The following is a 26,663-nucleotide window of genomic DNA, read 5'->3' as shown; positions in this document are numbered from 1 at the left end:
TATAAATATCGCAAATAAGGAGGCTTCATATATGCCAGATGAAGAACTAATTCAAAAAATAGAAGAATTGAAGAAAAAGAAAGAATCCCTTCTTGTTGGAGGAGGGAAGGAAAGAATAGAAAAACAACACAAAACGGGTAAATTAACAGCTCGTGAAAGAATAGAAGATCTTGTAGATGAAGGTACTTTTGAAGAAATCGATATGTTGGTTAAACATAGATGTACATACTTTGGTTTAGATAAAAAAGAGTTTCCATACGATGGAGTTGTCACAGGATTTGGAGAGATCAAAGGCAAAAAAGTTGCTATTTTTTCCCAAGATTTTACCATTCAAGGTGGATCCTTAGGAGAAATGCATGCAAAGAAAATAATGAAATTACAAGATTTGGCAATGAGATACGGCATCCCTTTAATAGGGATAAACGACTCTGGCGGAGCTAGAATACAGGAAGCGGTTGATGCTCTATATGGCTACGGTGGAATTTTCTATAGAAACACCCAGGCTTCTGGTGTAATCCCACAAATAACCGTTATAGCAGGCCCTTGTGCCGGTGGAGCTGTTTATTCGCCAGCTATAACTGATTTCGTAATTATGGTGGATCAAACTTCTCAGATGTTCATCACCGGTCCTCAGGTTATAAAAACTGTGACTGGGGAAAACATTGATAAAGAGAATTTGGGAGGGGCAAAAATTCATAACTCAAAAAGTGGTGTTGCCCACCTTTTGGCAAAAGACGATGGGCAAGCCATGGAACTTGTCAGAAAGCTGCTTTCTTACATACCTTCAAACAATATGGATCCTGTAGAACCCGCTGATTACGATAAAAGTTACAAAGTACCAGAAGAAATAAACGAAATAGTTTCACCAAACCCGAAAAAAAGTTACGATGTAAAAGATTTAATCAATTTAGTATTTGATCCAGGGTCTTTTTTTGAAATTCATGCTCATTTTGCCAAAAATATCGTGGTAGGTTTTGCAAGATTGGAAGGAAAATCTGTTGGAATCATAGCCAATCAACCAAAAATCTTGGCAGGTTCTCTCGATATCGATGCTTCCGATAAAGCGGCCAGATTTATAAGATTCTGTGACTCTTTCAACATACCTGTTATAACCTTTGTTGACACACCTGGATATTTACCAGGAGTATCTCAAGAACACGGGGGAATAATTAGACATGGAGCAAAGCTATTGTATGCTTATTCTGAATCCACAGTTCCAATGATTACTGTAATTCTAAGAAAAGCCTATGGTGGGGCTTATATTGCAATGGCTTCGCAACATTTAGGTGCTGATTTTGTGTTTGCATACCCGACTGCGGAAATAGCTGTTATGGGATCCGAGGGTGCCGCAAACATTATCTTCGCAAAAGAGATAGAAAGTTCCGAAAATCCGGAAGAAACTAGAAAAAAGCGAGTTGAAGAATACAAAGAACGGTTTGCAAATCCTTATGAAGCAGCCTCAAGAGGTTATATAGAAGATGTAATAGAACCCATCGAAACAAGAAAAAAATTATCTGCTTCCCTTTCTATAGCTTATTCAAAAGTAAAACCAACTCCATCTAAAAAACATGGAAATATTCCGTTATAATTGAGGGGTAATTATGAAAAATGTATGGATTCTTTCATTAATGGGAATATCTATAGTTTTTTTACTTCTTATAATTTTAATGACGATCATATGGCTTTTTCGCTTTTTCTTTAAAAGTAGAAATAGTAATAACTTATCAGGCAAATCAAGTTTAGAAAAACCTCAAAAAGAGTACATAAAGCCACCACAAGTAAAAAGGATTGAAAACAATGAGAAAAGAGATGAAGAAGAACTTTTTGCTATCGTTTCAGCCATAAGTTGTTATCTTACTCATAAAGAATTTAAAATCAAAAGTATTAAAGAAGTCTCAAACAAAGAGTTTGAATTAAAAAAGAAGCCTAAAACAAAGTGGATGAAACACGAACCTTCTATTTCTTGGAAACCTTACTACAAAAAAAGGTGGAGGTAAAGTAAATTGAAAAGAAAATTCAAAGTTACTATAAACAATAAAACCTATGAGGTTGAAGTTGAGGAAATAGGCTCTGAATTTGCTAACGAAGAAAATATAAAAGAAAAAGAAGAAAAAACCACCGAAAAAGAGCAATTTAGTGAGTCTCCCAAGCCTGTTTTCGACAAAAAAGCTGAAAAAAAGGGCAAGAAAAAAGTAGAGAAAAAACAAAAAGATGAAGAGGAAAAGACCCCTGAGGAGCCAAATAAAAGGGAAACAGACTCAGGTTATGAGGTCAAAGCTCCTCTCCCAGGAGTAATTAACGAAATAAATGTGAAAGAAGGACAGAGCGTTAAAGCTGGAGATAAGCTTGTCATAATCGAAGCAATGAAGATGGAAAATGAAATACCAGCCGAAAATGACGGTATAGTTGAAAAAATTTTGGTAAAAAGAGGGGATAACGTCGAAGGCGATCAAACATTAATGATTATAAGGTAAAAACTATTAATCTCCAAAGTGAAAAGGGGGCACATGTCTCGATCAAATGAATGAAACTCTTACTTTGAAAATAAGACGATTTGTTATATCTATTATAATTTTTGTTATTATAGTCTTTTCAGGAACTGTAGGGTATATGATGCTCGAAGATTGGGCTTTTTTAGACTCTCTATTTTTTACTATAATCACATTGAGTACCGTTGGATACGATATACCTGCCGATCTATCGAGAGTTTCACATATATTTACAATGGCATTGATTCTCTCTGGAATAACGGTAGTTTTATACTCTCTTTCAACCTTGACCTCCTTCATTGTTGAGGGTCAGATGAGAAACGTTTTGGAGGTAAGAAAAAGGATGAAAAAAATAGATGGTATGAATAATCATTATATTGTTGTAGGAGCCGGTAAAACAGGATTTTTTGTCTGTCAAAATCTGTTAAAAGAGAAAAAAGATTTTATCTTGTTGGACAAATCAGTAGAGAGAGTCCAACAATTCCTGAAAGAAATAAACGCGGACTTCCCATATTTTATTGGTGATGCAAAAAATGAAACCACGCTGGAAGAAGTCGGGATCAAGAGAGCCAACAGCATCATATTAACCTTACCTTCCGATGTGGATAACCTGTTTGTTGCTTTAACAGTGAAAAGTATAGTACCTCAAATCAACATCATTTCAAAAGTTAACGACCCTGAATCAGTGAAAAAACTTTCTTATGCTGGGATCAACAAGATCGTTCTCGAATCTGAAATCTCCGGAAATAGATTAGCCTATATGGCAACTCGTCCAAACATTGTATCATTCCTAGAAACGATAATTCATACACAAGAAAAAGATTTACAATTAGAAGAGGTCCAAATACCCAAAAACTCTTGGGTGATCGGTAAATCCCTTAAAGAAATAGCCTTACCAGACAAGGTAGATATGATAGTGATAGCCGTAAGAAAAAAAGATAATAAAAGTATATTCAACCCTAAGGCAAATACAATAATAGAAGAAGGTGACATAATAATAGTATTAGGTGAAGATTCTAAAATCAAAAAATTGCGGGAGATAGTTGAGCAAGAAAGTTATCAGTTAAGCTGAGGGGGTATAAAATGTACGAGAAAATGTCGTTTTCCATTTTAATAATTCTTTTACTTTTTTCATTTGGATTTTCTATAAACTTAGAACTTAACATACATGGAACTTATGATTCCGGTGAAGAAACTTTCACAGACAGAATAGGTATAAAATTATACAATTACACTCCAAACTTTGATATCACAAGCGAGATATCTTTCTACAACGATGATAAGTATTATTTTCATGAGTCAGATTACTATTGGGATCACTATTTTTTGATAGAAAATAGTTATATCACTCTTAGAAACGACAATCAAACACTTGAATTGAGTGGTGGTATAAAGCAACTAAAAGATGAGGTAAACTCTCCTTATTCATTGTTCTTTTCTTCCAATAATATTCCCCTTGTTAATTTAGATGTGGGTTATGAAGATGAACATTTCTTTTTTGAAACCATGTGGGTTCAACTGGTAAGTGAAAATAACAAAAATTTTGAAACCCCTTCAGCGATGAATTACAAAACCTATGGATTAAAATTTGACAATTTCAGGGTAGGTTATCAAGATGTGCTCGTTTACGATAGGGCTTTTGACTTTTTTTACTTTTTAAATCCAATGCCTTCATACTTCGCTCAAGAGATTAGAGCAATAGGTAATGATATGCCTTGGTCTGAAGATATAAACGATAACTCGATAATGGGCTTCTTCTTTGACTACAACGACCCTAATTACTATATTTACTCTCAATTATTAGTAGATGATTTTAACACCAACAGATTCTTCAATCCCCAGGGTACACAAAACCCCGACAAAGTAGCCTTTTCTTCGGGTTTAAACATAAAAAGCACCTTAGGAACTTTTGGTGTTTACGGTGCTTTTGCAACTCAATACACTTTTCAGCCAGGGGGCGGTCCGGGTTATACTATATATCCGGAAAATACTTATGATGATGATGATGATGAGAAGATTATAAATTACACAGATAACTACATAGGATACAAATACGGTGAAAATACGGTTTCTTTTCTTGTTGACTACGATTATACGTACAATAATTGGTTTAACCTTTATTCTTCTTTTGAAACGGTGTTTTCTGGAAGTAAATCGCCAACCAAAAAAAATGCACCAGCTGAAGGTACCTACCTTTTGGATGAGTCACCTTTGGAGAAAAGGTATTTATATACCATAGCAACAAACTTCTATTTTAAAAATTTAGAGTTTAACCTATCAGCCGGTATGGGAGTAATACAAAACAATTTAGAATTCAATGTAGATGAAGAGACTTTCGAACCTTCTGATAAAGATGAAAATATTTTAAGGTTAAAATTTGGTTTTGGTATAAAATTTTAATATAATTTTTAAATAAAAACAATAACCTTCTTTCGATTTTCTGTTATAATTGCACAAGAAAAAATCCTGCTTCTGATAAGTTCAGAGGCCTAAGACCATAGGAGGAGGTATAAAGTGGGAAAAAGATATTATGAAACAATGTTTGTTGTTAGAACAGACATTGCTGAAGAAGAAAGAAATGCTTTGGCAGAAAAGGTGAGAGGTTGGATAGAAAGTCAACTCGAAGGTGAAGTTGAAGAGTTCACGAGATGGGGTGTAAGAAAATTAGCCTATAGGACTCAAAAAGGTAAATTTACAGAAGGAGATTACACCTACATCATATACAAAGCTGATCCAGAAAAGGTTAACCAACTGGATGATCTTTTTAAAGTGAACCAAGAGATTTTTAGGTTTCAAACGATTAGAAGAGAAGATCTTGAGAAAAAAGTAAGAAAAACCCAAAAAGAAGCAAAAATAAAGGTAGAAGAGCCAGAAACTTCTGAAGAAATTTAACGAAAAATAGGAAGTGTTTTCTATGTCTATTTCTTATAACAAAGTTATTTTGGTGGGAAGATTAACCAAAGATCCTGAGATACGCTCTACTATGAATGGAAATAACGTTGCAAACTTTCGTTTAGCTGTGGACAGGCATTCTTCAAACGATCAAGATGGTACAGATTTCATAAAAATTGTGGCTTTTGGTAAACAGGCAGATTTTGCATCAAATTATTTAAAAAAGGGAAAGTTGATCTTAGTGGAAGGATCGCTTCACATTAATCAATGGACAGATAGAGATAATATCAAAAGAGAAACCGCGGAAATTTGGGCTAATAGAATGAATTTTATGGAAACAAAAAAGGCTCAAGAAGCCAATGAATTCTCAGCTATGGACATTACGGTGGAAGAAGGTTTTTCAGATAGCGATAGGACTTCACGCAACGACCCGTTTGAAGAAATAGATGATGAACTCGAGAACGATGCTCTTTTAGAAGAAAGCTTTAGTGACCTTGAAAACCATCTTTCTTCCGATGATAAACCTATCTGATGTGAAAAAATTTTGCAAATAAGTTTTTGATTTAAAAATAGTAACAGAAGTGAAATAACAAATGGGAAAAATGGAGGTTTTAAATAGGATGGCTTACGTTAAAAGAGAAAGAAAAAAAGTAAAAAAATGCAAATTATGCAGAGATAACGTTGAATATATTGATTACAAAGATGTTAGAAAATTGAAGGAATTTATGAACGACAAGGGGAAAATCCTTCCAAAAAGGATAAATGGAAATTGTGCCAAACATCAAAGAATGGTTCGAACAGCGATTCATCGTGCTAGAAAAATGATGTTGGTTCCATATATGAACGAGTGAGGCGACAATTTACATTGTAAATAAAATAGATAGAGGGATTCCTCTATCTATTTTTTTTGAAGGTACTTTTTTTACCTAATTATGATAAAATTGTACAAAGGGGTGTTATAAAATATGAAAGTATTGTTATTGGAAGATGTGTCAAAATTGGGAAAAAAAGGAGAAATAAAAGAAGTTTCTGATGGATACGCAAGGAATTATCTGATTCCAAAAAATTTAGCTGTTGAAGCAACTGGGGGCTATCTAAAACATGTTGAGGAAAGCAAAAAAATTGAAGACAAAAAGAAGGAAAGTCTAAAAAAAAGAAGCGAAGAAATTTTAGAAAAATTGAAAGGCACAAAGATAGTAATAAAAGCAAAATCCGGAGAAACCGGTAAGCTTTTTGGTGCTGTGACGGCTCAAAATATTTCTGAGAAAATAGAAGAATTACTCGGTGAAAAATTTGACAAAACTTGGTTTGATGAAAAGGTAAACATAAAAGAATTGGGAACTCACACATTAAAAGTTAAACTCGCTCAAGGTGTTAGAGGAGAAATAAAGGTAAAAGTTGAACCAGAAAATGAATAAAATTACAATGGGAGTTGTGGCAGTTGGAGTTTTTGATAAGATCAAAGGCATTATATACGACATGGGTTTTTTATAAGCCAGATAGAATACTTTTCGATGCTGGCGAGGGGGTTAGTGCAGAGTTAGGGAACAAAATATATGGAATCGAGAAGATTCTTTTAACGCACTCCCACGTAGATCATATAGCTGGATTGTGGGGAATCGTTAACACTCGTAATAACGCTATGGGAAACAGAAACAAAAAACTAGAAATTTACTATCCAAAGGGATCAGAGAATATTGATGAATATTTAAAATTTATAGGTAAAATGAATAAAAGATTAAGATACAAAATAGATTTTAGGGAAATAACGTTATCCGACATGATCCCTCTTAACAACAAAAGATTTATAAAACCATTTAAAACAAGACACACCCCTGGGGAAGTCTCTTTTGGTTACCAAATTTTAGAACAAAGAAAAAGATTAAAAGAAGAGTACAGAGAACTAAAAGAGTCAGAAATAAAAGATTTAATAATTAATAAAAAAGAAGATATCTTAGAAAATTACATTGCCAATATATTGACTATAAGCGGAGATTCTCTACCTATTCCACCCAATTTCGCAAAAGATTGTGCGACCTTGGTTCATGAATGTACCTTTTTTGATGAAAAGGATAGAAAAATTAGAAACCATACCTCACTATCAGAATTAAAAAATTTAATAAACATCTCCAAGCCAAAGAGAATAATCATATACCATGTGTCAAGTAGGTACAACAGCAAAATTAAGTTAGCCAAAGAAGAATTAAATAATGAATTCCCAAATATACAAATAAATATCGTCCATCCAGAAAAAGTTTTTAAAATCTAATTTTGCTGTTTTTTGCAAAAGGGTCTTTTTTTGCAATGCTTTAGAAGTAACATCCTAATTCTCATTTGCTTCGCAAATGATGTTTGAAAATGACGTGAGGTGATAATTATGGGTCAATGGGGTGTGTGGGTTATCTTTGCAATAATTTTTGCGATTGCTGAAGCCATACTACCATCTTTTTTCTTTCTATGGTTCGCCATAGGAGCTGGAGTAGCAGCTGTTGCTTCTTTATTTATTTCATCGGTTGTTTTAAATTTGTTAATATTCTTAATCGTTTCTTTTTTGCTGTGGATCTCAACGAAAAAAATCGTAAAAAATTTGTACAAAGGTTCTTCTACTATCAAACCTTATCAAGATCAATTTGTTGGTATGAACGGCAAGGTGAGTAAGATTGATGAGGAAGGTAGAATCATCGTTAAAATAAAGGGAGACGAATGGAGAGCGTATCCGGAAGATGAAGAAACCTATTTTAATGTGGGGGATGATGTTGTAATAACAAAAAAAAGCGCTAATTTTGTGTACATAAAAAAAATTAAAGCCCCTGAAGATAATCAAAAAAAAGATATCGAAGAGTAAGATGTTTTTTGGTGAACAAAATTTGAAAAAGAAAGGTGGGGGAAAACAATGTTGGTAATATTGATAATAGTGGTTCTATTTTTGATCTTTATCGTAGCAATGAGTTTGAAAATTATACGTCCTTACGAAAAAGGTTTGATAGAAAGATTAGGGAAGTTTCATAGAGAGGTTGATTCTGGGTTGAATTTTATCATGCCTTTCATAGAAAGAATAACTAAAGTAGATTTAAGAGAAATGGTAATCGACGTTCCACCTCAAGAGGTTATCACTAGGGATAACGTCATAGTTACCGTTGATGCCATTATATATTACGAGGTAACTGACGCTTATAGAGTAGTCTACAACGTTGGAGATTTTACCTCTGCCGCTGTTAAATTAGCTCAAACAAATTTAAGGAACGTAATCGGTGAATTAGAATTAGACCAAACATTAACCTCTAGAGAGAGAATCAACACAAAACTCAGAGAAGTATTAGATGAAGCCACTGATAAATGGGGAGTAAGAATCACAAGAGTAGAGATTAAGAAGATCGATCCTCCTCAAGACATTATGGATGCAATGAGCAAACAAATGAAAGCCGAAAGAATGAAAAGAGCTGTAATCTTAGAGGCTGAAGGGTACAAACAGTCACAAATTACCAGAGCAGAAGGAGACAGAAATGCCGCAATATTAAAAGCAGAGGGTGAAGCGGAAGCCGTCAAGAAAAAAGCAGACGCCCAAAAGTATAAATTAAGTATCGAAGCCGATGGAGAAGCTGAAGCAATTCTTAAAGTTTTCGACTCAATCCATAAGGGTAATCCTACAAAAGATTTGATAACAATAAGATATTTTGAGGCATTAAAAGCAATCTCAGATGGAAAATCAACAAAGGTCTTTATGCCTTATGAAATTTCAGGAATATTGAGTTCTGTAGCTGCTATGGCGGATATTTCAAGAAACGATATAAACTCTGAAAGTAATCCAGAAAATAAAGAATAAAGCTCTGAGGTAATTTTTATGGTATTATTAAAGTCATTGTTTATCAACGCAGTCAGCTTTTTAATATCCTTTGCTGTTATTAAATTTCTGATCATGAAAAACAGAGAACCCTATCACTTCGTAGATTATTTTAACATGTACGGAGCAATATCTTTTTTGCTGGTATGTTTTTATTTGAAGTATTTAAACGATTTAACCATATTAATGGAGATAATTGCATTCTTTATTTTACTCTTATTTTATCTTAGATCGTTTGACGCTGCTACTAAAAAATATCATGAAAGGTTCAAAATTACGATCCTCTCTTTCGGATATTCAAAAAAAACATACTTTACCAATTTTCTCTCAAAAAAAATACTAATGAGAGGCGTTGAGGCTTTTCTATTCGCCGTATCTTTTTATTATTTCATGGATAAATTATTCCTGTCAGTCCCTGTAATACTAAACCCCTTAGTAATAATAATACCGTCTATTCTGTTATTTTTCACAACACTAGTTAAATCATCAAAAATTAACAAAGCGTTTAGAATTTTAAAGTAGATTAAATCAAAATATGTTAATATACCTATATAGGGTATGTTTAATACATTTCAATAGATGGAGGTTTTTAAAATATGGAAAAAATATTGGACAAAGAAACACAAAATAAGGTAAGAGAAATTTTAGAGAAATTGACGGAACCGGTTCAACTACTGTTATTTAAAAATGATGGAGAATACTCAGAAATAGTTGAACAGTTACTTGAAGAACTCCGTGAATTAGATGATAGGATAAAGGTTGACACCCGCCACTCTGATTCTCAAGAAATCAACAATTACGATATTGAAAAAGATCTATTACCAGCTATGCTAATATTAGATAACGAAGGAAGAGATTACAGAATTAGATACTATGGGATACCGTCGGGTTATGAGTTCGCCACCTTTCTTCAAAATATCATAGCTGTTTCTAATAAAACTGTAGACTCTTTCAATAATGAAAACAAAGAAAAATTATCACAGATAGATAAAAATGTAAGAATCAGAGTTTTCGTGACTCCTACTTGCCCATACTGCCCTAGGGCTGTTTTTGCTGCTCATCAAACAGCTATGTTAAACCCTAACATAATAGGGGAAATGATTGAAGCAAACGAATTCGATAGTATATCCTTCGAATACGCTGTCAGTTCCGTCCCTCATACTGTGATAGAAGTAAAAGAAAACGGTACGTGGGTAAAAAAAGGAGAGTTTGTAGGAGCCTACCCTGAAAATAGTTTTGTGGAAGAAGTTTTAAAAGCTGTTGAATAGGACAGTTTAAGGAGGTTCTTGCATGTTTTTTAATGTTGATGGAGTCAACAAAAAATCCGAAATAAAACAACAATACGACATAGTAATAATTGGTGGTGGACCTGCTGGAATTGCAGCTGCTATATATGCCTTACAAGGCGGGGCTTCTGCACTTGTAATTGAAAAAGCCGTTGAAGGCGGTCAAATGAATTTAACGGATATTATAGAAAATTATCCGGGATTTAAAACGATAAAAGGTGAAGAACTCTCCACTTTGATGAAAGAGCATGCAGTACACTTTGGAGCCGATTTTTATGACGGAAAGGTTGTAGAATTAAAGGATGAAGGTCCCAACAAAATGGTTGTTATGGAAAATGGGAAAACAATTAAATCAAAAGCAATAATAATAGCAAGTGGATCTAACCCTCGAAAATTAGGAGTTAAAGGCGAAAAAGAATTTTCCTCCAAAGGAGTTTCTTACTGTGCGTCGTGCGATGGCCATTTTTTTAAGAATAAAAAGATTGCCGTCGTGGGAGGAGGAAATACAGCTGTAGAGGAAGCTGTTTATTTATCAAACATAGCTAAAGAAGTTTATATAATTCACAGAAGAGAAAAACTAAGAGCAGATAAACTTTATCAAGATAGAGCCTTTTCTCGTAATAACATAAAATTTAAATGGAATTCGGTCATTGAAGAAATCAAAGGCAAAGATAAGGTAGAAAGTTTGGTCATTAAAAATCTAAAAAACGGTGAAGTCTATGAAGAACTTTTCGATGGAGTTTTTGTTTTCGTTGGATTAGTACCAGAAACAAGCTTTTTAAATAAAGATCTTTTCGAGTTTGACGAATATGGTTTCTTAATTACAGACGAAAATATGGAAACAAAAGTTAAAGGTATTTATGCAGTAGGAGATGTAAGAAAAAAGGAGCTAAGACAAATTGTAACTGCGGTATCCGATGGAGCTATAGCTGCTTCACATGCAATCCGAGAATACATCAATGAAGATCAAATACCATCAACTGCATCAATAAATTTGACAAAATGAAGATATAATTGTATAATATATTTTAGTACCTTCAACTCAGTTTAGGGTGTAACCCCTTTACTTGGTTAAAGGAATAGTTTGCAGGAGGTTATAGAAAAGATGTCTAGAGGATTGGACCCCGAAAAAAAAGAAGAGCTTATTGAAAAATTTAAAGTCAACGACAAAGATACTGGTTCTGTAGAGGTGCAAATAGCTCTACTTTCTGCTAGAATCAAACATTTAACGAAACATTTGAAACAACACCCAAAAGATTATCATAGTAGACGTGGATTGATGATGATGGTAGGGAAAAGAAGAAAGATGCTCAAATATTTGAGAAAAAACAAACCCTTAGTTTATCAAGAAATCATCAATAAATTAGGTATAAGAGGTTGATAACAAATTTTTTAAAAAGCGGGGCATAAGCTCCGTTTTGTTTTTATAGGAGGTGTGAGAATGAAAGTATTGGAAAAAGAACTTTTTGGCAGAAAATTACGTATTGAACATGGTAAAGTTGCCAAACAGTCTCTTGGTTCTGTGATGCTGACTTTTAACGAGTCAACGATATTAGTTACAACAGATGCTTCGGGAGATGCAGTAAAAGGCCAGGATTTTTTCCCGTTAACCGTAGAATTTCAGGAAAAATTCTATGCGGTTGGGAAAATCCCAGGAGGATTTATAAAAAGGGAAGGAAAGCCAAGTGACGAAGCTATATTAGCCGCAAGACTCATCGATAGACCGATTAGACCTTTGTTTCCAGAGAATTTCTTCAACGAGGTTCAAGTCATAACTACCGTATTTTCAATGTTGAATGACGACAGCATAGAAACATGGGGTATAACAGGCGCTTCGTTAGCCTTGAATCTTTCACCTATCCCATTTGATGGTATTGTTGCAGGAGTAAGAATAGGATACGTTGATGGACAGTTCGTTGCCTTTCCAACCCAAGAACAACTAAAAAATTCTAAAATCGACATGGTAGTTGCAGGAACTAAAGATGCAATTACAATGGTGGAAGGTGAGTCACTGGAAGTTTCGGAAGAAGAGATGGTCGATGCTCTGATGTTTGCACAGGAAAAAATAAAAGAAATTATATCAATTGAAGAAGAGTTTCTTTCGGAATTAAACATTGAAAAATGGGAAGTTCAAAAAGAAATAGTTCCAGAGGAATTTATTGAAGATTACTTATCACTCATAGACGAAGAAGAGTTAAAAAAGGTGCTTCTCACAAAAGGTAAAAAAAACAGAGATAAAGTTATATCAGAGTATAAAAAGAACGTAATGAATAAATTTGAAGAAAAATTCTTGGAAAAATGGAGTGTTGCTTTTTTTGAAGATAAAAAACGTTTCTTAGAAAATGCTTTTGAAGAAAAACTTCAAGATTCGATGAGAAAGATGATTATCAATGAGAACAAAAGAGTTGATGGAAGAACTTGTGATGAAATTAGAGATATCACCTGTGAAGTAGGACTGATACCGAGAGTGCATGGTTCTGCACTTTTTACCAGAGGGGAAACTCAATCTCTAGGAACTGTTACGTTAGGTGCTCCTTTGGATGTTCAAGTTCTTGACACTATATTCAGCGACGAAGAAAAGAGGTTTATGCTCCATTATAATTTTCCTCCTTTCTCAACGGGTGAAGTGAAAAGGCTCAGAGGAGTCAGCAGAAGAGAAATTGGCCACGGACATTTAGCAGAAAGGGCACATAAAAACCTTATTCCGAGCGATGAGGAGTTCCCTTACACTATTAGAGTTGTTTCAGATATTTTAGAATCGAATGGTTCTTCATCAATGGCTAGTGTATGTTCAGCTTCTTTGGCCTTAATGGATGCAGGTGTACCTATCCAGAAACATGTGGCAGGTATCGCCATGGGTTTGATCTTTGAAAACGATAGTTTCGTAGTTTTAACAGATATTTTAGGAATGGAGGACCACCTAGGAGACATGGATTTTAAAGTAGCGGGAACTAGAGATGGAATAACTGCTTTTCAAATGGATGTTAAAACCAGTCAAGTTAATAAAGAAGTTCTTCAAAAGGCTCTAGAAAAAGCAAAAATAGCAAGGTTAAAGATTTTAGATAAGATGTACGAGACTATCCCTCAACCACGCAAAGAACTGTCTCCATACGTTCCAATAATGAAAGTATTTAAAATACCCGTTTCAAAAATAGGAGAAGTAATAGGCCCCGGCGGGAAAAATATTAAAGAGATCAGCGAATTATACAATGTCGAAGTTTACATTGAAGATGATGGAAAAGTCAAGGTAACCGGCCATGATGCAAACAAGGTTGATGAAGCTATTAAGCACATTCAAAATTTAATCGCACAAGTAGAAAAAGGTGGAATTTTTGAAGGTACCGTGAAAAGGGTTGAAAAGTATGGAATATTTGTAGAAGTGTTACCGGGTAAGGTTGGAATGTTACATGTCTCCAATTTAAAAGACAAACTTGAAACCTTTAAAATTGGTGATAAGGTTAAAGTCGAAGTAATGAAGATCGAAGATCAAGGAAAATTCCAATTAAAACAATTAAAAGAAGAAAATTAAAAAATCAAACGTGCGGCTTTTTAACCGCATGTTTTTATTAATATTAGTAATAGATATTGTCTTTAGAAGTTCTAAAATTTATATAAAACAACCCTTTTCCTGCCTCATATCCATAAGGATAAAAAAATTCTTGCTTTTTGCCTCGTCCCCTCCCCCATTTTATTCCTAAAATATCTGACATTTTTAACACTTATTTTATAAACCAAAATCAGAGCAAATTTTATAGATACTTTCTAAATTCTTGCTAGAACAATTATCAAACCAATTTTTTGTATTGTATGTTATATAAGTTAGATATAATTGATATTGTTATGGTATAATTAAATATCGTAAATTTGCTGTTTTTCCAAACAAAATATTTAAGAAAAATGATTTTAAACTCTTTAGTACATGGAGGAAAACTAATTTTGTATACTCATAAAATATTAGACAATGGTTTAGATGTAATTCTTATTAACAGGGATTCTATGATGAGTGCGTCCGTACTTTTTTGTGTGAAAGTAGGTTCCTCAAAGGAAACAAAAGAAAATGCAGGATTGTCTCATCTCATTGAACACGTTTCTTTTCGAGCAACTAAAAGAAAAAATACCTTCGAAATTAAACAACCAATTGAAGAAGTAGGGGGTGTATTAAATGCCTTCACTTCAAAGAATTTCACAGTATTTTTTGCGAAGATACCTTCTCAAAAAGTGAATGAAACACTAGAAATCATGTCTGAGATCCTTTATGAACCTTTATTCAAGGAAGAGGATATAGAAAAAGAAAAAGGTATAATATTAGAAGAAATCTCTTCATATGAAGACGAACCAATAAACATAGTATTTGAAAACTTATACAAAAATATATACGATGACAACTTTTCAAGACCTATAATGGGATACAAAGATACCGTCATGAATATAAAAAAATCAACACTAGAAGAATTCCACTACAAATACTATCAACCGGAAAACACTGTAGTCATAATATCAGGAAAGTTCGATGAGGTTTCGGTATTGAAACAACTCAACCAAATAAAAAGTATTCCAAATTTGAACTCTTTTAAAAATAACATCATCAGTCCTTCGATAGTAGACAAAGAAATCTTCATCAAAAAATACAAAAATGATTTAGCTAGCAATTATTTAGTTGAAGGATTTAAAGCACCTTCTAAATTAGATAAATCTTATTACTCTACACTAGTACTCAATACCTTTCTGGGAAGTGGAATGAGTTCCCTCCTATTTTCAAAAATTAGAGAAGAAGAAGGTTTAGCTTACGAAGTCACATCTGATTATGAAACTTATCCGAAAGCTGGTTTGTTATTATTTTATGCGGCAACAACCGATAAAAACCTAGAAAATCTACTTGGAAAAATACAGGAAGTTGTAGATGATCTTAAGAATAATAAAGAAATAGAAAAATGGTTCAATTACGGGAAAAATAGATTAATCGGTAAATTAACGTTAGAGGTAGAAAACAATTTATCTATGGCTTTAAATGTTTTAGATTTGTATATAAATTATGGTAAAATCATGACGATAGAAGAATTTATAAAAAATATAGAAAAGGTTGAAATTCATAACGTTTTTGAAACGGCAAACAACATTTTTTCTAATAATAAATACGTTTCAATACTTTCACCGAAAAAACCAATAAAATCCTGAAGGTGGGTGCTCTTTATGAAAAGAATCCCTTTTTATGAATTAAAACCCGGTCAAATAGTTGCAGAAGATGTTTTTAAAGAATCTCTTTTGTTAATTCCAAAAGGAACTGTCTTAAAATCAACTGACATTAACAGGTTAAGAAGCCATGGTATAAAGACGGTAAATGTTTACGATGAAAATGATTTTATTGAAAAAAAGATCGAAGAAAAGATTTCCATAGAGTTTGAATCTATTCCACCTATTGTAGAAGAAGAAACATATAATGAATGGCATCAACATTTTGAATTTGTAAAAGATATAACGTATTTAAAGGATGATCCTTCAGAATTAGATTCTCTTGCAGAAGATATTTATAAGAAATTTTTAAAAACCGAAGACGTTGTACTAAATTTATTCCATGCCATAGGAAGCGAAGCTTTAAATTCTCATTCTATAAATACATCGATCATTGCCTCAATAATCGCTTCAAAATTGAATATGCCAGATGTATTCTTCGACTCGCTCGTTAAAACGTGTCTACTTCATGACATTGGATACAGTTTGATAGGAAAAAGAGTGATATTTGATTATATAGACTTAGAAGATGTATCTGTCAGATCTCATATTGTATCCGCTTATGAAACATTAAAAAATATTCAAAAAAACATAGGGAAAGAAATTGTAGATGCTATTTCTACCCACCACGAACGCTACGATGGAACTGGTATTTTTATGAGATTAAAAGAGAACGCTATAAGTCCTTTGGTAAGAATATTACAAATAGGAGACGCTTATGATTCCTACATAGAAATAGGGAACTCTCCATACGATGCAATGAGTTTTCTCTTAAGATATTCAGGATTAATTTTTGATCCGTATTATGTAAGTGTTTTCTTTTCAATAGTTGGGTTGTACCCAACAGGAACCCAGGTAATTTTAAACAACGGCAAGAAGGCAACCGTCGTTAAAAAGGGAAAAACTTCATCTTTTCCAATAGTGGAATGTGATGGAAAAACGATAGAAACAGGAATGGAAACCGGCTTGTTTATCAGAGAAGTACTGAAAAAAGGAGGGTAAATATTGGCAGAAAATATCTCAGAAAGTCTGGAAAATTATTTGAGAGCTATTTATATTTTACATATCGACGGAAAAATACCAAGGGTAAGAGATATTTCAAGAATATTATCTGTAAAAGATGCTTCCTCGGTTGAAGCCATTAGAAAATTAGAAAAATATGGTTATGTTAAACATGAGCGGTACGGTTATGTAAAACTAACGGAAAAAGGCTTACTTAACGCAGAAAAGGTTTATAGAAAATACATAATTCTTATAGATTTTTTTGTCAACGTATTAGGGCTTTCAAAAGAAGAGGCTTATAACTTGTCTTGTGGCATTGAGCACCATATGAATGATAATTTTTATATTTCTTTAGATGGATTGATGTTATTCCTTAAAAGAAATCCCATAGAATTAACTGAAGCGAAAAAGTTTATTTCAAATTATAGTAAGAAAATGCCTCATGACTTCAAAACTTCTCTCTGGGATTTATCTGTTTCCGAAACTGCAAAAATATACGATATTTCAGGAGATTCTACATTAAGAAAAAACATAATGGACAAAGGAATATATCCTGGTTTAACACTAAAAGTAATTAAGAAAACCGATGACATAACCGAAATTTTGATTAATGAAAAAGTAATCAACATTACGTCAAATGAATCAAGGCATATAATAATAGGAAATCTAAATTAAGGTTTAAACCTTTAAATTTATTTTTTGCCCTAAGGAGGTACATATTTACATATGACCACTAAAATAGAAAAAGCTTCTCAATACATTAAAGAAAACATAGAAATAAAACCAATTCTAGGATTAATATTAGGCTCAGGCCTTGGATACATAGCCGACCAAGTAGAAAATCCAAAGGTGATTGAATACAAGGACATTCCTTTTTTCCCACAATCAACTGTAGTAGGACATGAAGGGTCTTTAATAATAGGTACAATAGAAGGTATCCCTGTCATGATATTAAAAGGCCGATTTCATGCTTATGAAGGAATTGAACTAAAAGATATAGTTTTCCCTATTTATGTGATGAAGGATTTAGGCCTTAAAGGTCTGATAATAACAAACGCAGCTGGTGGAATTAACAGAACATTTTCTCCGGGGGATATAGTGGTAGATGTTGATTTCGTAAATTTCACATTTAAAAATCCTTTAAGAGGCCCTAATTTAGATGAGTTTGGCCCAAGATTCCCTTCTTTAGTTGAACCTGTCGATAAAAATTGGGTAAAAAACGTTATAGAGAAATGTAAAAAAGATAATATAGAGCTCAAAGAGGGAACTTATTTATGGACTTTGGGGCCATCCTACGAAACCCCTTCTGAGATTAGAATGTTCGACAAATATGGAGCAGACCTAGTGGGTATGTCAACCTTACCAGAAGTAATGGCGGCCAATCATGTTGGTTTAAAAGTGATTTCATTTTCTGCTGTTACGAATATGGCTGCTGGTATTCTGCCACAACCTCTAAGACATGAAGAAGTACTTAGAATAACGGAAAAAATAAAGGGAAAGTTTGAAAAAGTTGTATACAATGCTATTAAATTATTTTAATGAAAAACATCAAAAAGAGCGGAGGAAAAAAGTTGTCTGAAAATCTAAAAGAGATTGTAGAAGAAATAAATAAGAATGATAATATTTTGGTTGTAGGTCATATACTTCCAGATGGAGATGATGTGAGTAGTTTAGTATCGATGACTTTGGGATTAGAAAAATTAGGGAAAAATGTAACAGCAGTAATCGATGATGAAATTCCAGAATATCTTTTACAATTTCCTTTAGTTAAATCGAAGATCAAAAAGTTTGAAGATGTTGAAGAAATAATTTATAAAAAATACGATATAATGGTAATTTTAGACTGTTCATCACCAGATAGAATAGGAAGATTTGAAAAATATTTAAATGCTTTTCATGTCCTGTTGATCGATCATCACATAACAAATAAATATTTTGGAAATCTAAATTGGGTAGACACCACAATGGCGTCAACCGCTCAAATGGTTTATAGAATATTGACTTCTTTAAATGTTGAATACGACAAAGAACTGTCGACAATGAATTTGTTGGGAATAGCAACCGATACCGGCTTCTTTAAATATCAAAACGCAGGCGTTTTAGTTTTCAAAGATGTTACTGAGTTGATTGAAAAAGGTGCAAACATTAGCGATATTTCAAATACCATATTGGATAACATTCCATTAGAACAAATTTACTTGTATAAAGACGTCATTTCCAATCTTAAACTAGCTTTAAATGGCCAAATTGCTTACTCTTTATTATCCTTGAATATGCTTTCCAAATATAACGTTTTACCAAAAGATTCCCCTTCATTTGTGGAAAATCTTAGATCCATTAGAGGCGTTGAGATCGCCATCGTATTTCAAGAATATGCAAAAGGTTCCTATCATGTTTCATTGAGATCCAAAAAATGGGCAGATGTATCAAAGATTGCTCTCAATTTTGGTGGCGGCGGTCATCCGCGGGCAGCTGGATTTTCAGTCGAAACAAACGACATAAGACAAACAATGGAAGAAATTGTAGATACAATATCAAAAACAATTGCAAATCACAATCCTGACTCAGCCTTTAAATAAGGCAAGTGATTTTATATGGCATACATCTTTTTATTTGCAATTTGGAGTGTTCTAATTAACGATTTTTCCGATCTTTCACTAATATTAGGAGTTTTCGGTGTTATCATAACAATCAGAGTAACCAACTTATTTTTTAAAAACACCACTTATGGAACGATTCAAATGTTGGTGTACAGTTTAGGTAGCCTTTTAAAAATGTATAAAAATGCATTTTCTTTTTTACCTTTGATACTCTTAAAAAGGTACTCGGGTTTATCTCACATAGATGTTAAGGGAAAATCTGATTTTGAAAAAACTGCAATAGCAAATTCCATCTCATTAACTCCTAAAACACTTGTTTTATATGAAGAAGAGGATAAATTAATAGTCCACAAAGTTTCTTTAACTCCAGAGGAAGCCCATAGAGCAGATAATATTTGGAGGGATGATATAATCTGATCCATATACTTGAAATTTGCATCCTAATATCCCTTTTTATGATTTTGATTAAGTTAATAACTACAAAATCAACATGGGAAAAGTTACTTTCCTATTCTTCGTTTTCTTCAAAAGCGGTCATTCTGATGTTGGTTTTTTCCCTTCTTTCAGATCAATCTTTTCTTTTGGACGTTATAATTATTTTCTTAATTCTTAACATATGGGGTGTTTTGATAGTCTCGTCGTACCTGGAAAGAGGGGGTAATAAAAGATGATCGCCAACATTTTAATGGGAATAGGGATAATATTTTTGCTTTCTGGAACCTTAGGATTGTTTACGATGGAGGATTTCTATTCTAAAATTCAAGCAATCGGGATAGCAGATACAGTAGGAATAATCTCCGTTATAATCTCACTGATGCTAAAATACCCTGAAAACATGGGTAGATTACTCATATTGTTTATCATTATTCTAGTTTTGAATCCAGCAATCTCTTCGATAATAGCTTATCACGCTGCAAAGTCCGGGGAAAAGGTTGGCAGAGAAAACAAATGAGCTATTCTATAATTTTTCTCTTCTTAAGTTTGATCGTTCTTTCATTATACATATTATCACAAAAAAGTTATATTAACGTGATCATTGGCTATGGGGTTTTTTCTGTTGCAATTTCTGTATTGTTTTTTCTTTTGAATGCACCGGATGTAGCTTTTGTTGAAATAACCATTGGTGCAGCTTTTGTTGTTTTTATATATTTAATTGCTATAAAAAAGACAGCCGAGGTTAAGGTCTACTACATTGAAACCCCTTATATGATAGAGGAAAAAGAAGGAAATTTATACGGATTTGAATACGAACTAATCAAAGAATTTTTGGAAAGAAAAGGATTGGATGCCGATTTCATAAAAGTGAACACAGAAGATCTTGAAGATCCCATGGATAACATAAACGACCATGGAGAAATTCTGGCTGGAGGAATAATTTTAGATGATAATAATTACGAAAACATAATACCATCCAGCGGTATATTATTATCAAAATTATACGCTGTTGGTCAACCTAATAAAACTTGTTTAGGAATTTTTATGCCAAACTTAAAATCAAAAAGCTTTGAAGATTTGGATGATGATTTTATAATTGATGCCGTAAGATTCAGAAAAATCGTTATGGGAGAAGAAAGGCTGTTGTCTAAAAAGATAGAGATTATTAAAGATACTAGTTACAGAATAATCTTTTATAAAAGAGATAAATCTTTAGCAAGGGACTTCAATAAATTTTTGGAAGAAATAAAAAGTGACACAGAATATTATGAGAACCTCGTCAGGAGGTATATTGGATGAAAAATTACCTTGTTTTATCGTTGATAATAACAATTTTTTTCGTCCTTGCATTAAACTTAAAAGTTGGAGATATGAAAAGTTTCTATGAACCTTCTGGAATTTTTGCTGAAAACGGATCAATTAATATGGTGTCCGCTATTGTTCTTGATTATAGGATCTACGATACCTTTTTTGAAATATTGGTTTTTACAGTGGCAATCATTGGTATTTCCGAATTTATAGGGAAAATTCCTACGGTTGCTCCCGACGACCAGCAGATAAAATACGACACCCCAATCATAAAGGTTATAACACCAATAATTTTTCAAATAATAGTTTTAATCTCTCTTTATATTGCGATAACCGGCCATATAGCCCCTGGTGGTGGTTTTGCTGCAGGTACTATTCTAGGAACAGGTTTTCTAGCGGTTTCCTTGGTACGACCAACGGATGAAATAGAAAACTTGTTTGTAAAATCAAAAATTGAGAAGTTGAAAATGCTGGTACCTTTATTCATAATAATATATGGTTTGTTAGGATACGTTTGGGGAGATTCTATTTTCTCTAATTTCCATCTAAAAGGATCTCCTGGAGAATTGGCAAGTGGAGGATCCGCCATTTTGCTAAACTTTTTAATTTATTTCGAGGTTTTTGGTGGATCATGGACTATCCTGTATAGATTTTTAAAACATAGGGGATTATTGTGAATATTTACTATATCATCACTTTATCAATAATACTTATCGGTTTATTTGGAATTATTGTAAAAAAAGATCTTATCTTAATATTTATCAACCTCGGGGTTTTCCAAGGAGGAATAGTTCTTTTTTTTGTTCTTTTAGCCTACGATACAAATTCACCTATTATCACCGCAAATTTACAAACCTACGCAGACCCGCTCATACATTCTTTTCTGCTTACCGTTATAGTAATTGGATTTGCAAATTTGGCATTAATGTTAGTTTTTGCAATGATATTATCTTCCAAATTCAAGACCCTTGAAGTTGATGAAATTGAAAAGAAAGCTAAGAAAAAATAAGAAATCTCATATAAGCAGGAGCAAAGCATGATTCTACTTGTATCCTTAATACCCATATCTTTCGGCATACTGACTTATATTTTTAAAAGAAAAACCACCTTACTGGTGTCAATTTCGTATATACTAACTTTCTTATTTCTTGCTATTTTTCAAGAAGGTTCATTTGTAATAGGAAACTATTCCGGTCTTAAAGGTATAGAATTTACCTTTGACTTTAATATTAAATTCTTACTTATTTTATTCAATCTTTTCTCTTTAATAACCTTTTTTAGAATCTACAAAAATTATGATCACGTGTTTTTTTCACTTTGGCTTCTATTAACTGGAAGTATAAATGGTTTCTTTATGAGTAGAGATTTTTTCAACATATACGTTCATTTAGAGCTAGCTTCTATATTAACTTTTCTTTTGTTATCATACGATAAGAATGAAATAAGAATATGGGCAGCTTTGAAGTACTTGATGATGAGCTTAGTAGCTTTGAATTTCTATTTGATTGGTGTGGGAATTCTTTATTCAAATTCAGGCACTTTGAATCTCAATTACAACCTTTCCAATGCAATTAATATTTTTGCATTCAGTTTTATCCTAACAGGACTGTTAACTAAAGGCGGACTATTTTTTCTATCTGGATGGTTACCCGATGCTCACACTGAGGCTGTAAAAGGAATCTCTCCTATATTATCAGGTATAATTGTTAAACTTCCTTTATTTATAGTTTATTTACTCACACCCTCTTTACCCAATGAACTTAGAGTTTTTCTATACTATTTCGCAATTATAACTGCTATTTTTGCATCTATCTTTACACTGCTACAAAACGATATCAAAAAATTTATGGCTTATTCCACTATGACTCAGATGAGTTATGGGCTAATGGTCATTCTAATTAACCCGCCTTTTTTTCCATATTTTATAGTTTTTCATATGTTCACTAAAGGATTTTTATTCATGATAGCCGAAGATATATACGAGAAAAATGGCACAAAAAATTTAAAAGATTTGGAAAGTGCACAAATATCCTTAGATACTTTTCTTTTGCTCATTTTCTTGCTGATGAACCTGGGAGGGTTGTTCCCCTTTAGCCTTTATATTCTTAAAGATAATTTATCTTTATCTTACTTTCTGGAGATAAACATCTATATCTTCGGAATGTACTTTTATAAATTATTAAACATCTTTAAAGTGAAGAAGAAAAATTTTGAATACAAATACTGGTATATGTTCACCTTCGCAATTTTAAACGTTGTATCTATAACTTATTATTTCACAACTATCGCTTCCAACTTATCCATCTTAAAAATTTTGACTGAATATTTACTGTTTGCTGCAGGGATTCTATCGTTCATATTGTTAAGAAAAAAGGTAGCTTTGCCTTCAATAGATATATACAGTTTTGAAAATAGTTTTATCTATCAAATGTCATTTTTATTGGTTGCTTTGCTAATGGAAATGTAGGCAAATGTTTTCAAATATTCTGAAAATTTATGATAAAATAATATGAACAATATCAAAAAAAATCAAAGGAGGTAATGTGCGTAGTATCGCACGATGCAAATTATGAAAAAATTCTTATTTTCTTTTTCATTAGTAATTTTCATTTTTAGTATTACTATTTTCCCTCAAGACATTTTAAAATTAGTACCTTCAGATTCAAAATTGGTAGTTTTAATAAATGATTTAGAGGGTACATACGCGGATTTAAAAACCGTACCAACTATGAAAACTTTATTGTTAGAACCATTTAACGCCGAACTAATGATTTCCAACTTTGCTAAAATGTATTTTAACGCTTTAAAGATAGATTACGAAAGTTTTTTGAATAATCTAAATGTTAACCTTTCGATTTTCGTTCAAGAGCCTAAAGAAAATAACTATATTTTTGGTTTTTCTATTGGTCCTTTAGAAAATCCCCAAACTTTTGCATCGGATTTGGATAAGCTATTAGAACTTTTGAAAGATTACGGAATTTCTTTTACCCCTGTATTTCAAACTATTGAAAATGAAAACTACCTTGTAATGGTTCAAAATAAAGAGGTATATTCTTCTTCTGAAAAAGGGGTTACTGATTTTGAAGAAATTCTTCCCGCGAAAAAAGGATTATATTACAGAATAAACACGTCCGACTATCGAGGAGATGGCTATTTTTACACTAAAGATGGCTTTTTAATAGGTGGAGGAAATGGAACTGCAGAAACAGAATTCATCGATAAAAATTTTGTAAAAGGGGCTCAAGAATATCCATTCCTGGGTAGTATATTTTTTACCTCTGGTTTAATCCCAAAAGATTTAACAAATTACGCAGATTTCATAAACATAATAGTAGATTACAAAATCGTCGAAAATTTAATATCTGTTTCTCAAGGAATAGAGGCTAACGTTGATTTAGCTACCAGCAACGGTGCAATGCCGACAATTTCTAACGCAAGCTATTTAAAATTGAAAACTGACGCTAAAATCGACGAAATCATACCTATTTTGAATGAAAATAATATAAAATACAAAAAGACCGACGAAAACATGATGGAATTTTATATAGAATCTGAAATTACAAATCAAAACAATGAAACAGAAATGTTAACCAATACTTTTTATGTTTGGAAAGACGAATATATGATGGTATCACAAATTAAACCAGATGAGCTTCAAAAACTTCTAAATGATAAACCAAAGCTTTCAGAGAATGAATTGTTCCAAAAATTAAGTGAAAGAATTGGAACAGGAGATGTTACTTATGCCCTTGTAGATTTAACCCCTATTTTTCAGAATTATGTGCCAAATTTGAAAGGCCGGTATGGTTTATTACTAAATGTGAGTCCAATAGAAGAAAATAAATTAAAAATTGATTTTATTGTGCAATAAGAAATATCGATTAAAGTTGGGTAAGATTCCAATAAAAGATTAAAGGGCATGCCTCCGCATGCCCTTTAATGGTGCCGAGGGCGGGAGTTGAACCCGCACGGGGTTCTCCACCCCAACGGATTTTGAGTCCGCCGCGTCTGCCAATTCCGCCACCTCGGCAATTCTAAGTTATTATACTATATTTATAAACTCTTGTCAATAGAAATTGAACCTTTGTAGAAAAGCAAATGTTTCAATGGGAGGGAGTTCTATGAAAAAAATAGCTATTATTGGTTTTGGCGCAGCTTCTATAGGTTTCTTAAAAGGACTGCAAGAAGAGGAAAAGATTGATAACTACAAGATAGATATTTATGAAAAAGGAGAGAATTTAGAAGGTGCGGGATTCGGCGGTTTAAAATACGATGGAAAATTATTCATTTCAAAAGAAATGGGGGGAGACTTAGTTATTCCATTGAATATTCAAAAGAAAGTCGTAGAATATTATCTCACAAAATCAGGTTTAGCAAAGTTCGACAAGAATAAAAAATTAGAGCTTTCGAATAAATTAGAAAAAGGGGATTCTTTTGAAAACGGAGAGCTATATAAAAAGTTCTACGATGCAGATTTTGAACCCGTAAGATCTCACTTTTTTCATCTGGGTACAGACCTACTAATAGAAACGGTAAAAAACATTTTCGATGAATTTTCAAAATTTAATAACATTAATTTTTTATTTGGTGAGGAAGTTATCAAAGTTATTCCTGGCCCGGAGGTTGTTGTAGCAACAAATAGTGGAAGTGAAAAAAACTATGACAAGGTCGTTGTTGCCGTTGGAAGAAGAGGCCATAAATTAGTATCGGATATGGTCAAAGATCATCCAGATTTAGTCTTATCAAATGACAAGGTTGATCTAGGTGTCAGATTTGAACTTCCTAATCATATAGTGGACTACTTAAACAAAGAAATGTACGAATTCAAAATTAGATTAAAAACTAAAACCGGCTATATTGTGAGAACTTTTTGCAACAATCCTGGTGGAGAGGTTACTTTGGAAAGTTACGACGACTTTTTAACGGTTAATGGTCATGCAAATACTACCAAAAAGACTGCCAACACTAATTTTGCAATCTTGGTTACTCATTCGTTCACTCAGCCTTTCAACGACCCTGTTGGTTACGGTTCTTATATCGCAAAGCTTTCAAATATCCTTACTGGTGGAGACAAAGTTATACTTCAATGCTATGAAGATTTTAAAAGTTCAAAAAGGACAAAAAAATTAGGGCGAGTCGAGCCAACGTTAGATCCTAAGCACTTCATTTTGGGAGATTTGAATCTGGCTCTTCCCAGACGTACTATCGAATCAATAATAGATTTTTTGGAACGATTAGAAACAGTCGTAAAAGGTGTTACTTACCCGGATAATCTCTTATATGGAGCAGAGGTTAAATTTTACGCAAATAAGATAAACAACGATTTCTTTGAAAATGTAAAAATAATTGGAGACTGTAGCGGATGGACTCGTTCAATAACCTATGCTACAAGTCATGGATACCTAATCGCAAAGGAGTTTTAAACGGTTGTATTGACAAAATAATATTGATATGTTATAATGATTTTTGTAGACTTAATGAATGGGACGTAGCCAAGCGGCAAGGCGACGGACTTTGACTCCGTTATTCGTAGGTTCGAATCCTACCGTCCCAGCCAAAAAAAGCTAATCGGTGATATGTC

30 protein-coding genes and 2 tRNA genes are annotated in these 26,663 nt (G+C 32.9%); 31 read left to right on the top strand and 1 reads right to left on the bottom strand.

Annotated features, from left to right (window positions below; all coding sequences use genetic code 11):
- The first annotated feature begins 31 nt into the window (after positions 1–31).
- The 29 genes from AA80_RS05820 to AA80_RS05675 all read left to right on the top strand — a co-directional run bounded on the left by AA80_RS05820 (position 32) and on the right by AA80_RS05675 (position 24,953).
- Positions 32–1,588 carry an acyl-CoA carboxylase subunit beta gene (locus AA80_RS05820; protein ID WP_103876862.1) on the top strand — a complete coding sequence of 519 codons (1,557 nt, stop codon included), beginning with the start codon at positions 32–34 and terminating at the stop codon, positions 1,586–1,588.
- Between the two features lie 13 nt (positions 1,589–1,601).
- Complete coding sequence (locus AA80_RS05815) at positions 1,602–1,997, top strand: OadG family transporter subunit (protein WP_103876861.1); 396 nt, start codon at positions 1,602–1,604, stop codon at positions 1,995–1,997.
- A gap of 6 nt (positions 1,998–2,003) precedes the next feature.
- Positions 2,004–2,474, top strand: a complete 471-nt coding sequence (locus AA80_RS05810) for an acyl-CoA carboxylase biotin carboxyl carrier protein subunit (protein ID WP_103876860.1) — start codon at positions 2,004–2,006, stop codon at positions 2,472–2,474.
- 46 nt (positions 2,475–2,520) lie between these two features.
- Positions 2,521–3,561 (top strand): potassium channel family protein, encoded by a 1,041-nt coding sequence (locus AA80_RS05805; RefSeq protein ID WP_103876859.1) that lies wholly within the window; start codon positions 2,521–2,523, stop codon positions 3,559–3,561.
- A gap of 11 nt (positions 3,562–3,572) precedes the next feature.
- Entirely contained in the window at positions 3,573–4,889 is a 1,317-nt protein-coding gene (locus tag AA80_RS05800) for a hypothetical protein (RefSeq protein WP_103876858.1), read from the top strand.
- Between the two features lie 114 nt (positions 4,890–5,003).
- On the top strand, positions 5,004–5,381 hold the full coding sequence (rpsF, locus tag AA80_RS05795) for a 30S ribosomal protein S6 (RefSeq protein WP_103876857.1): 378 nt from the start codon (positions 5,004–5,006) through the stop codon (positions 5,379–5,381).
- Between the two features lie 22 nt (positions 5,382–5,403).
- Entirely contained in the window at positions 5,404–5,913 is a 510-nt protein-coding gene (locus AA80_RS05790; RefSeq protein ID WP_103876856.1) for a single-stranded DNA-binding protein, read from the top strand.
- Positions 5,914–6,001: 88 nt separating this feature from the next.
- Positions 6,002–6,232, top strand: coding sequence for a 30S ribosomal protein S18 (gene rpsR / locus AA80_RS05785; protein ID WP_103876855.1), 231 nt, complete (start codon positions 6,002–6,004; stop codon positions 6,230–6,232).
- Positions 6,233–6,346: 114 nt separating this feature from the next.
- Positions 6,347–6,799 carry a 50S ribosomal protein L9 gene (rplI, locus tag AA80_RS05780; RefSeq protein WP_103876854.1) on the top strand — a complete coding sequence of 151 codons (453 nt, stop codon included), beginning with the start codon at positions 6,347–6,349 and terminating at the stop codon, positions 6,797–6,799.
- Positions 6,800–6,822: 23 nt separating this feature from the next.
- Positions 6,823–7,650 (top strand): MBL fold metallo-hydrolase, encoded by an 828-nt coding sequence (locus tag AA80_RS05775; protein WP_103876853.1) that lies wholly within the window; start codon positions 6,823–6,825, stop codon positions 7,648–7,650.
- 108 nt (positions 7,651–7,758) lie between these two features.
- Entirely contained in the window at positions 7,759–8,226 is a 468-nt protein-coding gene (locus AA80_RS05770; protein ID WP_103876852.1) for an NfeD family protein, read from the top strand.
- A gap of 48 nt (positions 8,227–8,274) precedes the next feature.
- On the top strand, positions 8,275–9,204 hold the full coding sequence (locus tag AA80_RS05765) for an SPFH domain-containing protein (RefSeq protein ID WP_103876851.1): 930 nt from the start codon (positions 8,275–8,277) through the stop codon (positions 9,202–9,204).
- Between the two features lie 614 nt (positions 9,205–9,818).
- Entirely contained in the window at positions 9,819–10,490 is a 672-nt protein-coding gene (gene pdo / locus AA80_RS05755; RefSeq protein ID WP_103876849.1) for a protein disulfide oxidoreductase, read from the top strand.
- Between the two features lie 22 nt (positions 10,491–10,512).
- Positions 10,513–11,514 (top strand): thioredoxin-disulfide reductase, encoded by a 1,002-nt coding sequence (gene trxB, locus AA80_RS05750; protein ID WP_103876848.1) that lies wholly within the window; start codon positions 10,513–10,515, stop codon positions 11,512–11,514.
- A 99-nt stretch (positions 11,515–11,613) separates the two neighbouring features.
- Positions 11,614–11,889: a 30S ribosomal protein S15 gene (rpsO, locus tag AA80_RS05745; protein ID WP_103876847.1), complete on the top strand. Its 276-nt coding sequence runs from the start codon at positions 11,614–11,616 to the stop codon at positions 11,887–11,889.
- A gap of 60 nt (positions 11,890–11,949) precedes the next feature.
- Positions 11,950–14,037 carry a polyribonucleotide nucleotidyltransferase gene (locus tag AA80_RS05740; protein ID WP_103876846.1) on the top strand — a complete coding sequence of 696 codons (2,088 nt, stop codon included), beginning with the start codon at positions 11,950–11,952 and terminating at the stop codon, positions 14,035–14,037.
- A gap of 407 nt (positions 14,038–14,444) precedes the next feature.
- On the top strand, positions 14,445–15,683 hold the full coding sequence (locus tag AA80_RS05735) for a M16 family metallopeptidase (RefSeq protein ID WP_158248357.1): 1,239 nt from the start codon (positions 14,445–14,447) through the stop codon (positions 15,681–15,683).
- A gap of 15 nt (positions 15,684–15,698) precedes the next feature.
- Positions 15,699–16,739, top strand: coding sequence for an HD-GYP domain-containing protein (locus AA80_RS05730; protein ID WP_103876844.1), 1,041 nt, complete (start codon positions 15,699–15,701; stop codon positions 16,737–16,739).
- A 3-nt stretch (positions 16,740–16,742) separates the two neighbouring features.
- Positions 16,743–17,414, top strand: a complete 672-nt coding sequence (locus AA80_RS05725) for a metal-dependent transcriptional regulator (RefSeq protein ID WP_103876843.1) — start codon at positions 16,743–16,745, stop codon at positions 17,412–17,414.
- 51 nt (positions 17,415–17,465) lie between these two features.
- The gene (locus AA80_RS05720) at positions 17,466–18,278 is read left to right on the top strand and encodes a purine-nucleoside phosphorylase (protein WP_103876842.1); all 813 of its coding nucleotides are present in this window, start codon (positions 17,466–17,468) and stop codon (positions 18,276–18,278) included.
- 32 nt (positions 18,279–18,310) lie between these two features.
- Entirely contained in the window at positions 18,311–19,318 is a 1,008-nt protein-coding gene (locus AA80_RS05715) for a DHH family phosphoesterase (protein ID WP_199177833.1), read from the top strand.
- A gap of 15 nt (positions 19,319–19,333) precedes the next feature.
- The gene (locus tag AA80_RS05710) at positions 19,334–19,756 is read left to right on the top strand and encodes a Na+/H+ antiporter subunit E (protein WP_103876840.1); all 423 of its coding nucleotides are present in this window, start codon (positions 19,334–19,336) and stop codon (positions 19,754–19,756) included.
- Positions 19,757–19,794: 38 nt separating this feature from the next.
- Complete coding sequence (locus AA80_RS10495) at positions 19,795–20,010, top strand: monovalent cation/H+ antiporter complex subunit F (RefSeq protein WP_103876839.1); 216 nt, start codon at positions 19,795–19,797, stop codon at positions 20,008–20,010.
- The gene (locus tag AA80_RS05700) at positions 20,007–20,291 is read left to right on the top strand and encodes a monovalent cation/H(+) antiporter subunit G (RefSeq protein ID WP_103876838.1); all 285 of its coding nucleotides are present in this window, start codon (positions 20,007–20,009) and stop codon (positions 20,289–20,291) included. The genes AA80_RS10495 and AA80_RS05700 overlap by 4 nt, the downstream gene beginning before the upstream one ends.
- Positions 20,288–21,073 (top strand): DUF4040 domain-containing protein, encoded by a 786-nt coding sequence (locus tag AA80_RS05695; protein ID WP_103876837.1) that lies wholly within the window; start codon positions 20,288–20,290, stop codon positions 21,071–21,073. The genes AA80_RS05700 and AA80_RS05695 overlap by 4 nt, the downstream gene beginning before the upstream one ends.
- Positions 21,070–21,759 (top strand): MnhB domain-containing protein, encoded by a 690-nt coding sequence (locus AA80_RS05690; RefSeq protein WP_103876836.1) that lies wholly within the window; start codon positions 21,070–21,072, stop codon positions 21,757–21,759. The genes AA80_RS05695 and AA80_RS05690 overlap by 4 nt, the downstream gene beginning before the upstream one ends.
- On the top strand, positions 21,756–22,091 hold the full coding sequence (locus AA80_RS05685; RefSeq protein WP_103876835.1) for a cation:proton antiporter subunit C: 336 nt from the start codon (positions 21,756–21,758) through the stop codon (positions 22,089–22,091). The genes AA80_RS05690 and AA80_RS05685 overlap by 4 nt, the downstream gene beginning before the upstream one ends.
- Positions 22,092–22,118: 27 nt before the next feature.
- Positions 22,119–23,549 (top strand): complex I subunit 5 family protein, encoded by a 1,431-nt coding sequence (locus AA80_RS05680; protein ID WP_103876834.1) that lies wholly within the window; start codon positions 22,119–22,121, stop codon positions 23,547–23,549.
- Between the two features lie 102 nt (positions 23,550–23,651).
- The gene (locus AA80_RS05675; protein ID WP_103876833.1) at positions 23,652–24,953 is read left to right on the top strand and encodes a hypothetical protein; all 1,302 of its coding nucleotides are present in this window, start codon (positions 23,652–23,654) and stop codon (positions 24,951–24,953) included.
- Between the two features lie 69 nt (positions 24,954–25,022).
- Here the strand turns inward: AA80_RS05675 and AA80_RS05670 are convergent.
- Positions 25,023–25,112: transfer RNA gene (locus AA80_RS05670), tRNA-Leu, on the bottom strand.
- Between the two features lie 91 nt (positions 25,113–25,203).
- On the opposite strand from AA80_RS05670, the gene AA80_RS05665 reads away from it, so the two are divergent.
- Both AA80_RS05665 and AA80_RS05660 read left to right on the top strand, forming a co-directional pair.
- Positions 25,204–26,505 carry an NAD(P)/FAD-dependent oxidoreductase gene (locus tag AA80_RS05665; RefSeq protein WP_103876832.1) on the top strand — a complete coding sequence of 434 codons (1,302 nt, stop codon included), beginning with the start codon at positions 25,204–25,206 and terminating at the stop codon, positions 26,503–26,505.
- A gap of 59 nt (positions 26,506–26,564) precedes the next feature.
- Positions 26,565–26,639: transfer RNA gene (locus AA80_RS05660), tRNA-Gln, on the top strand.
- Positions 26,640–26,663: the final 24 nt, after the last annotated feature.

It is taken from the genome of Petrotoga sibirica DSM 13575 (genome assembly GCF_002924625.1).
Lineage (GTDB): Bacteria > Thermotogota > Thermotogae > Petrotogales > Petrotogaceae > Petrotoga > Petrotoga sibirica.
This window is presented reverse-complemented; position numbering and strand designations above follow the sequence as displayed.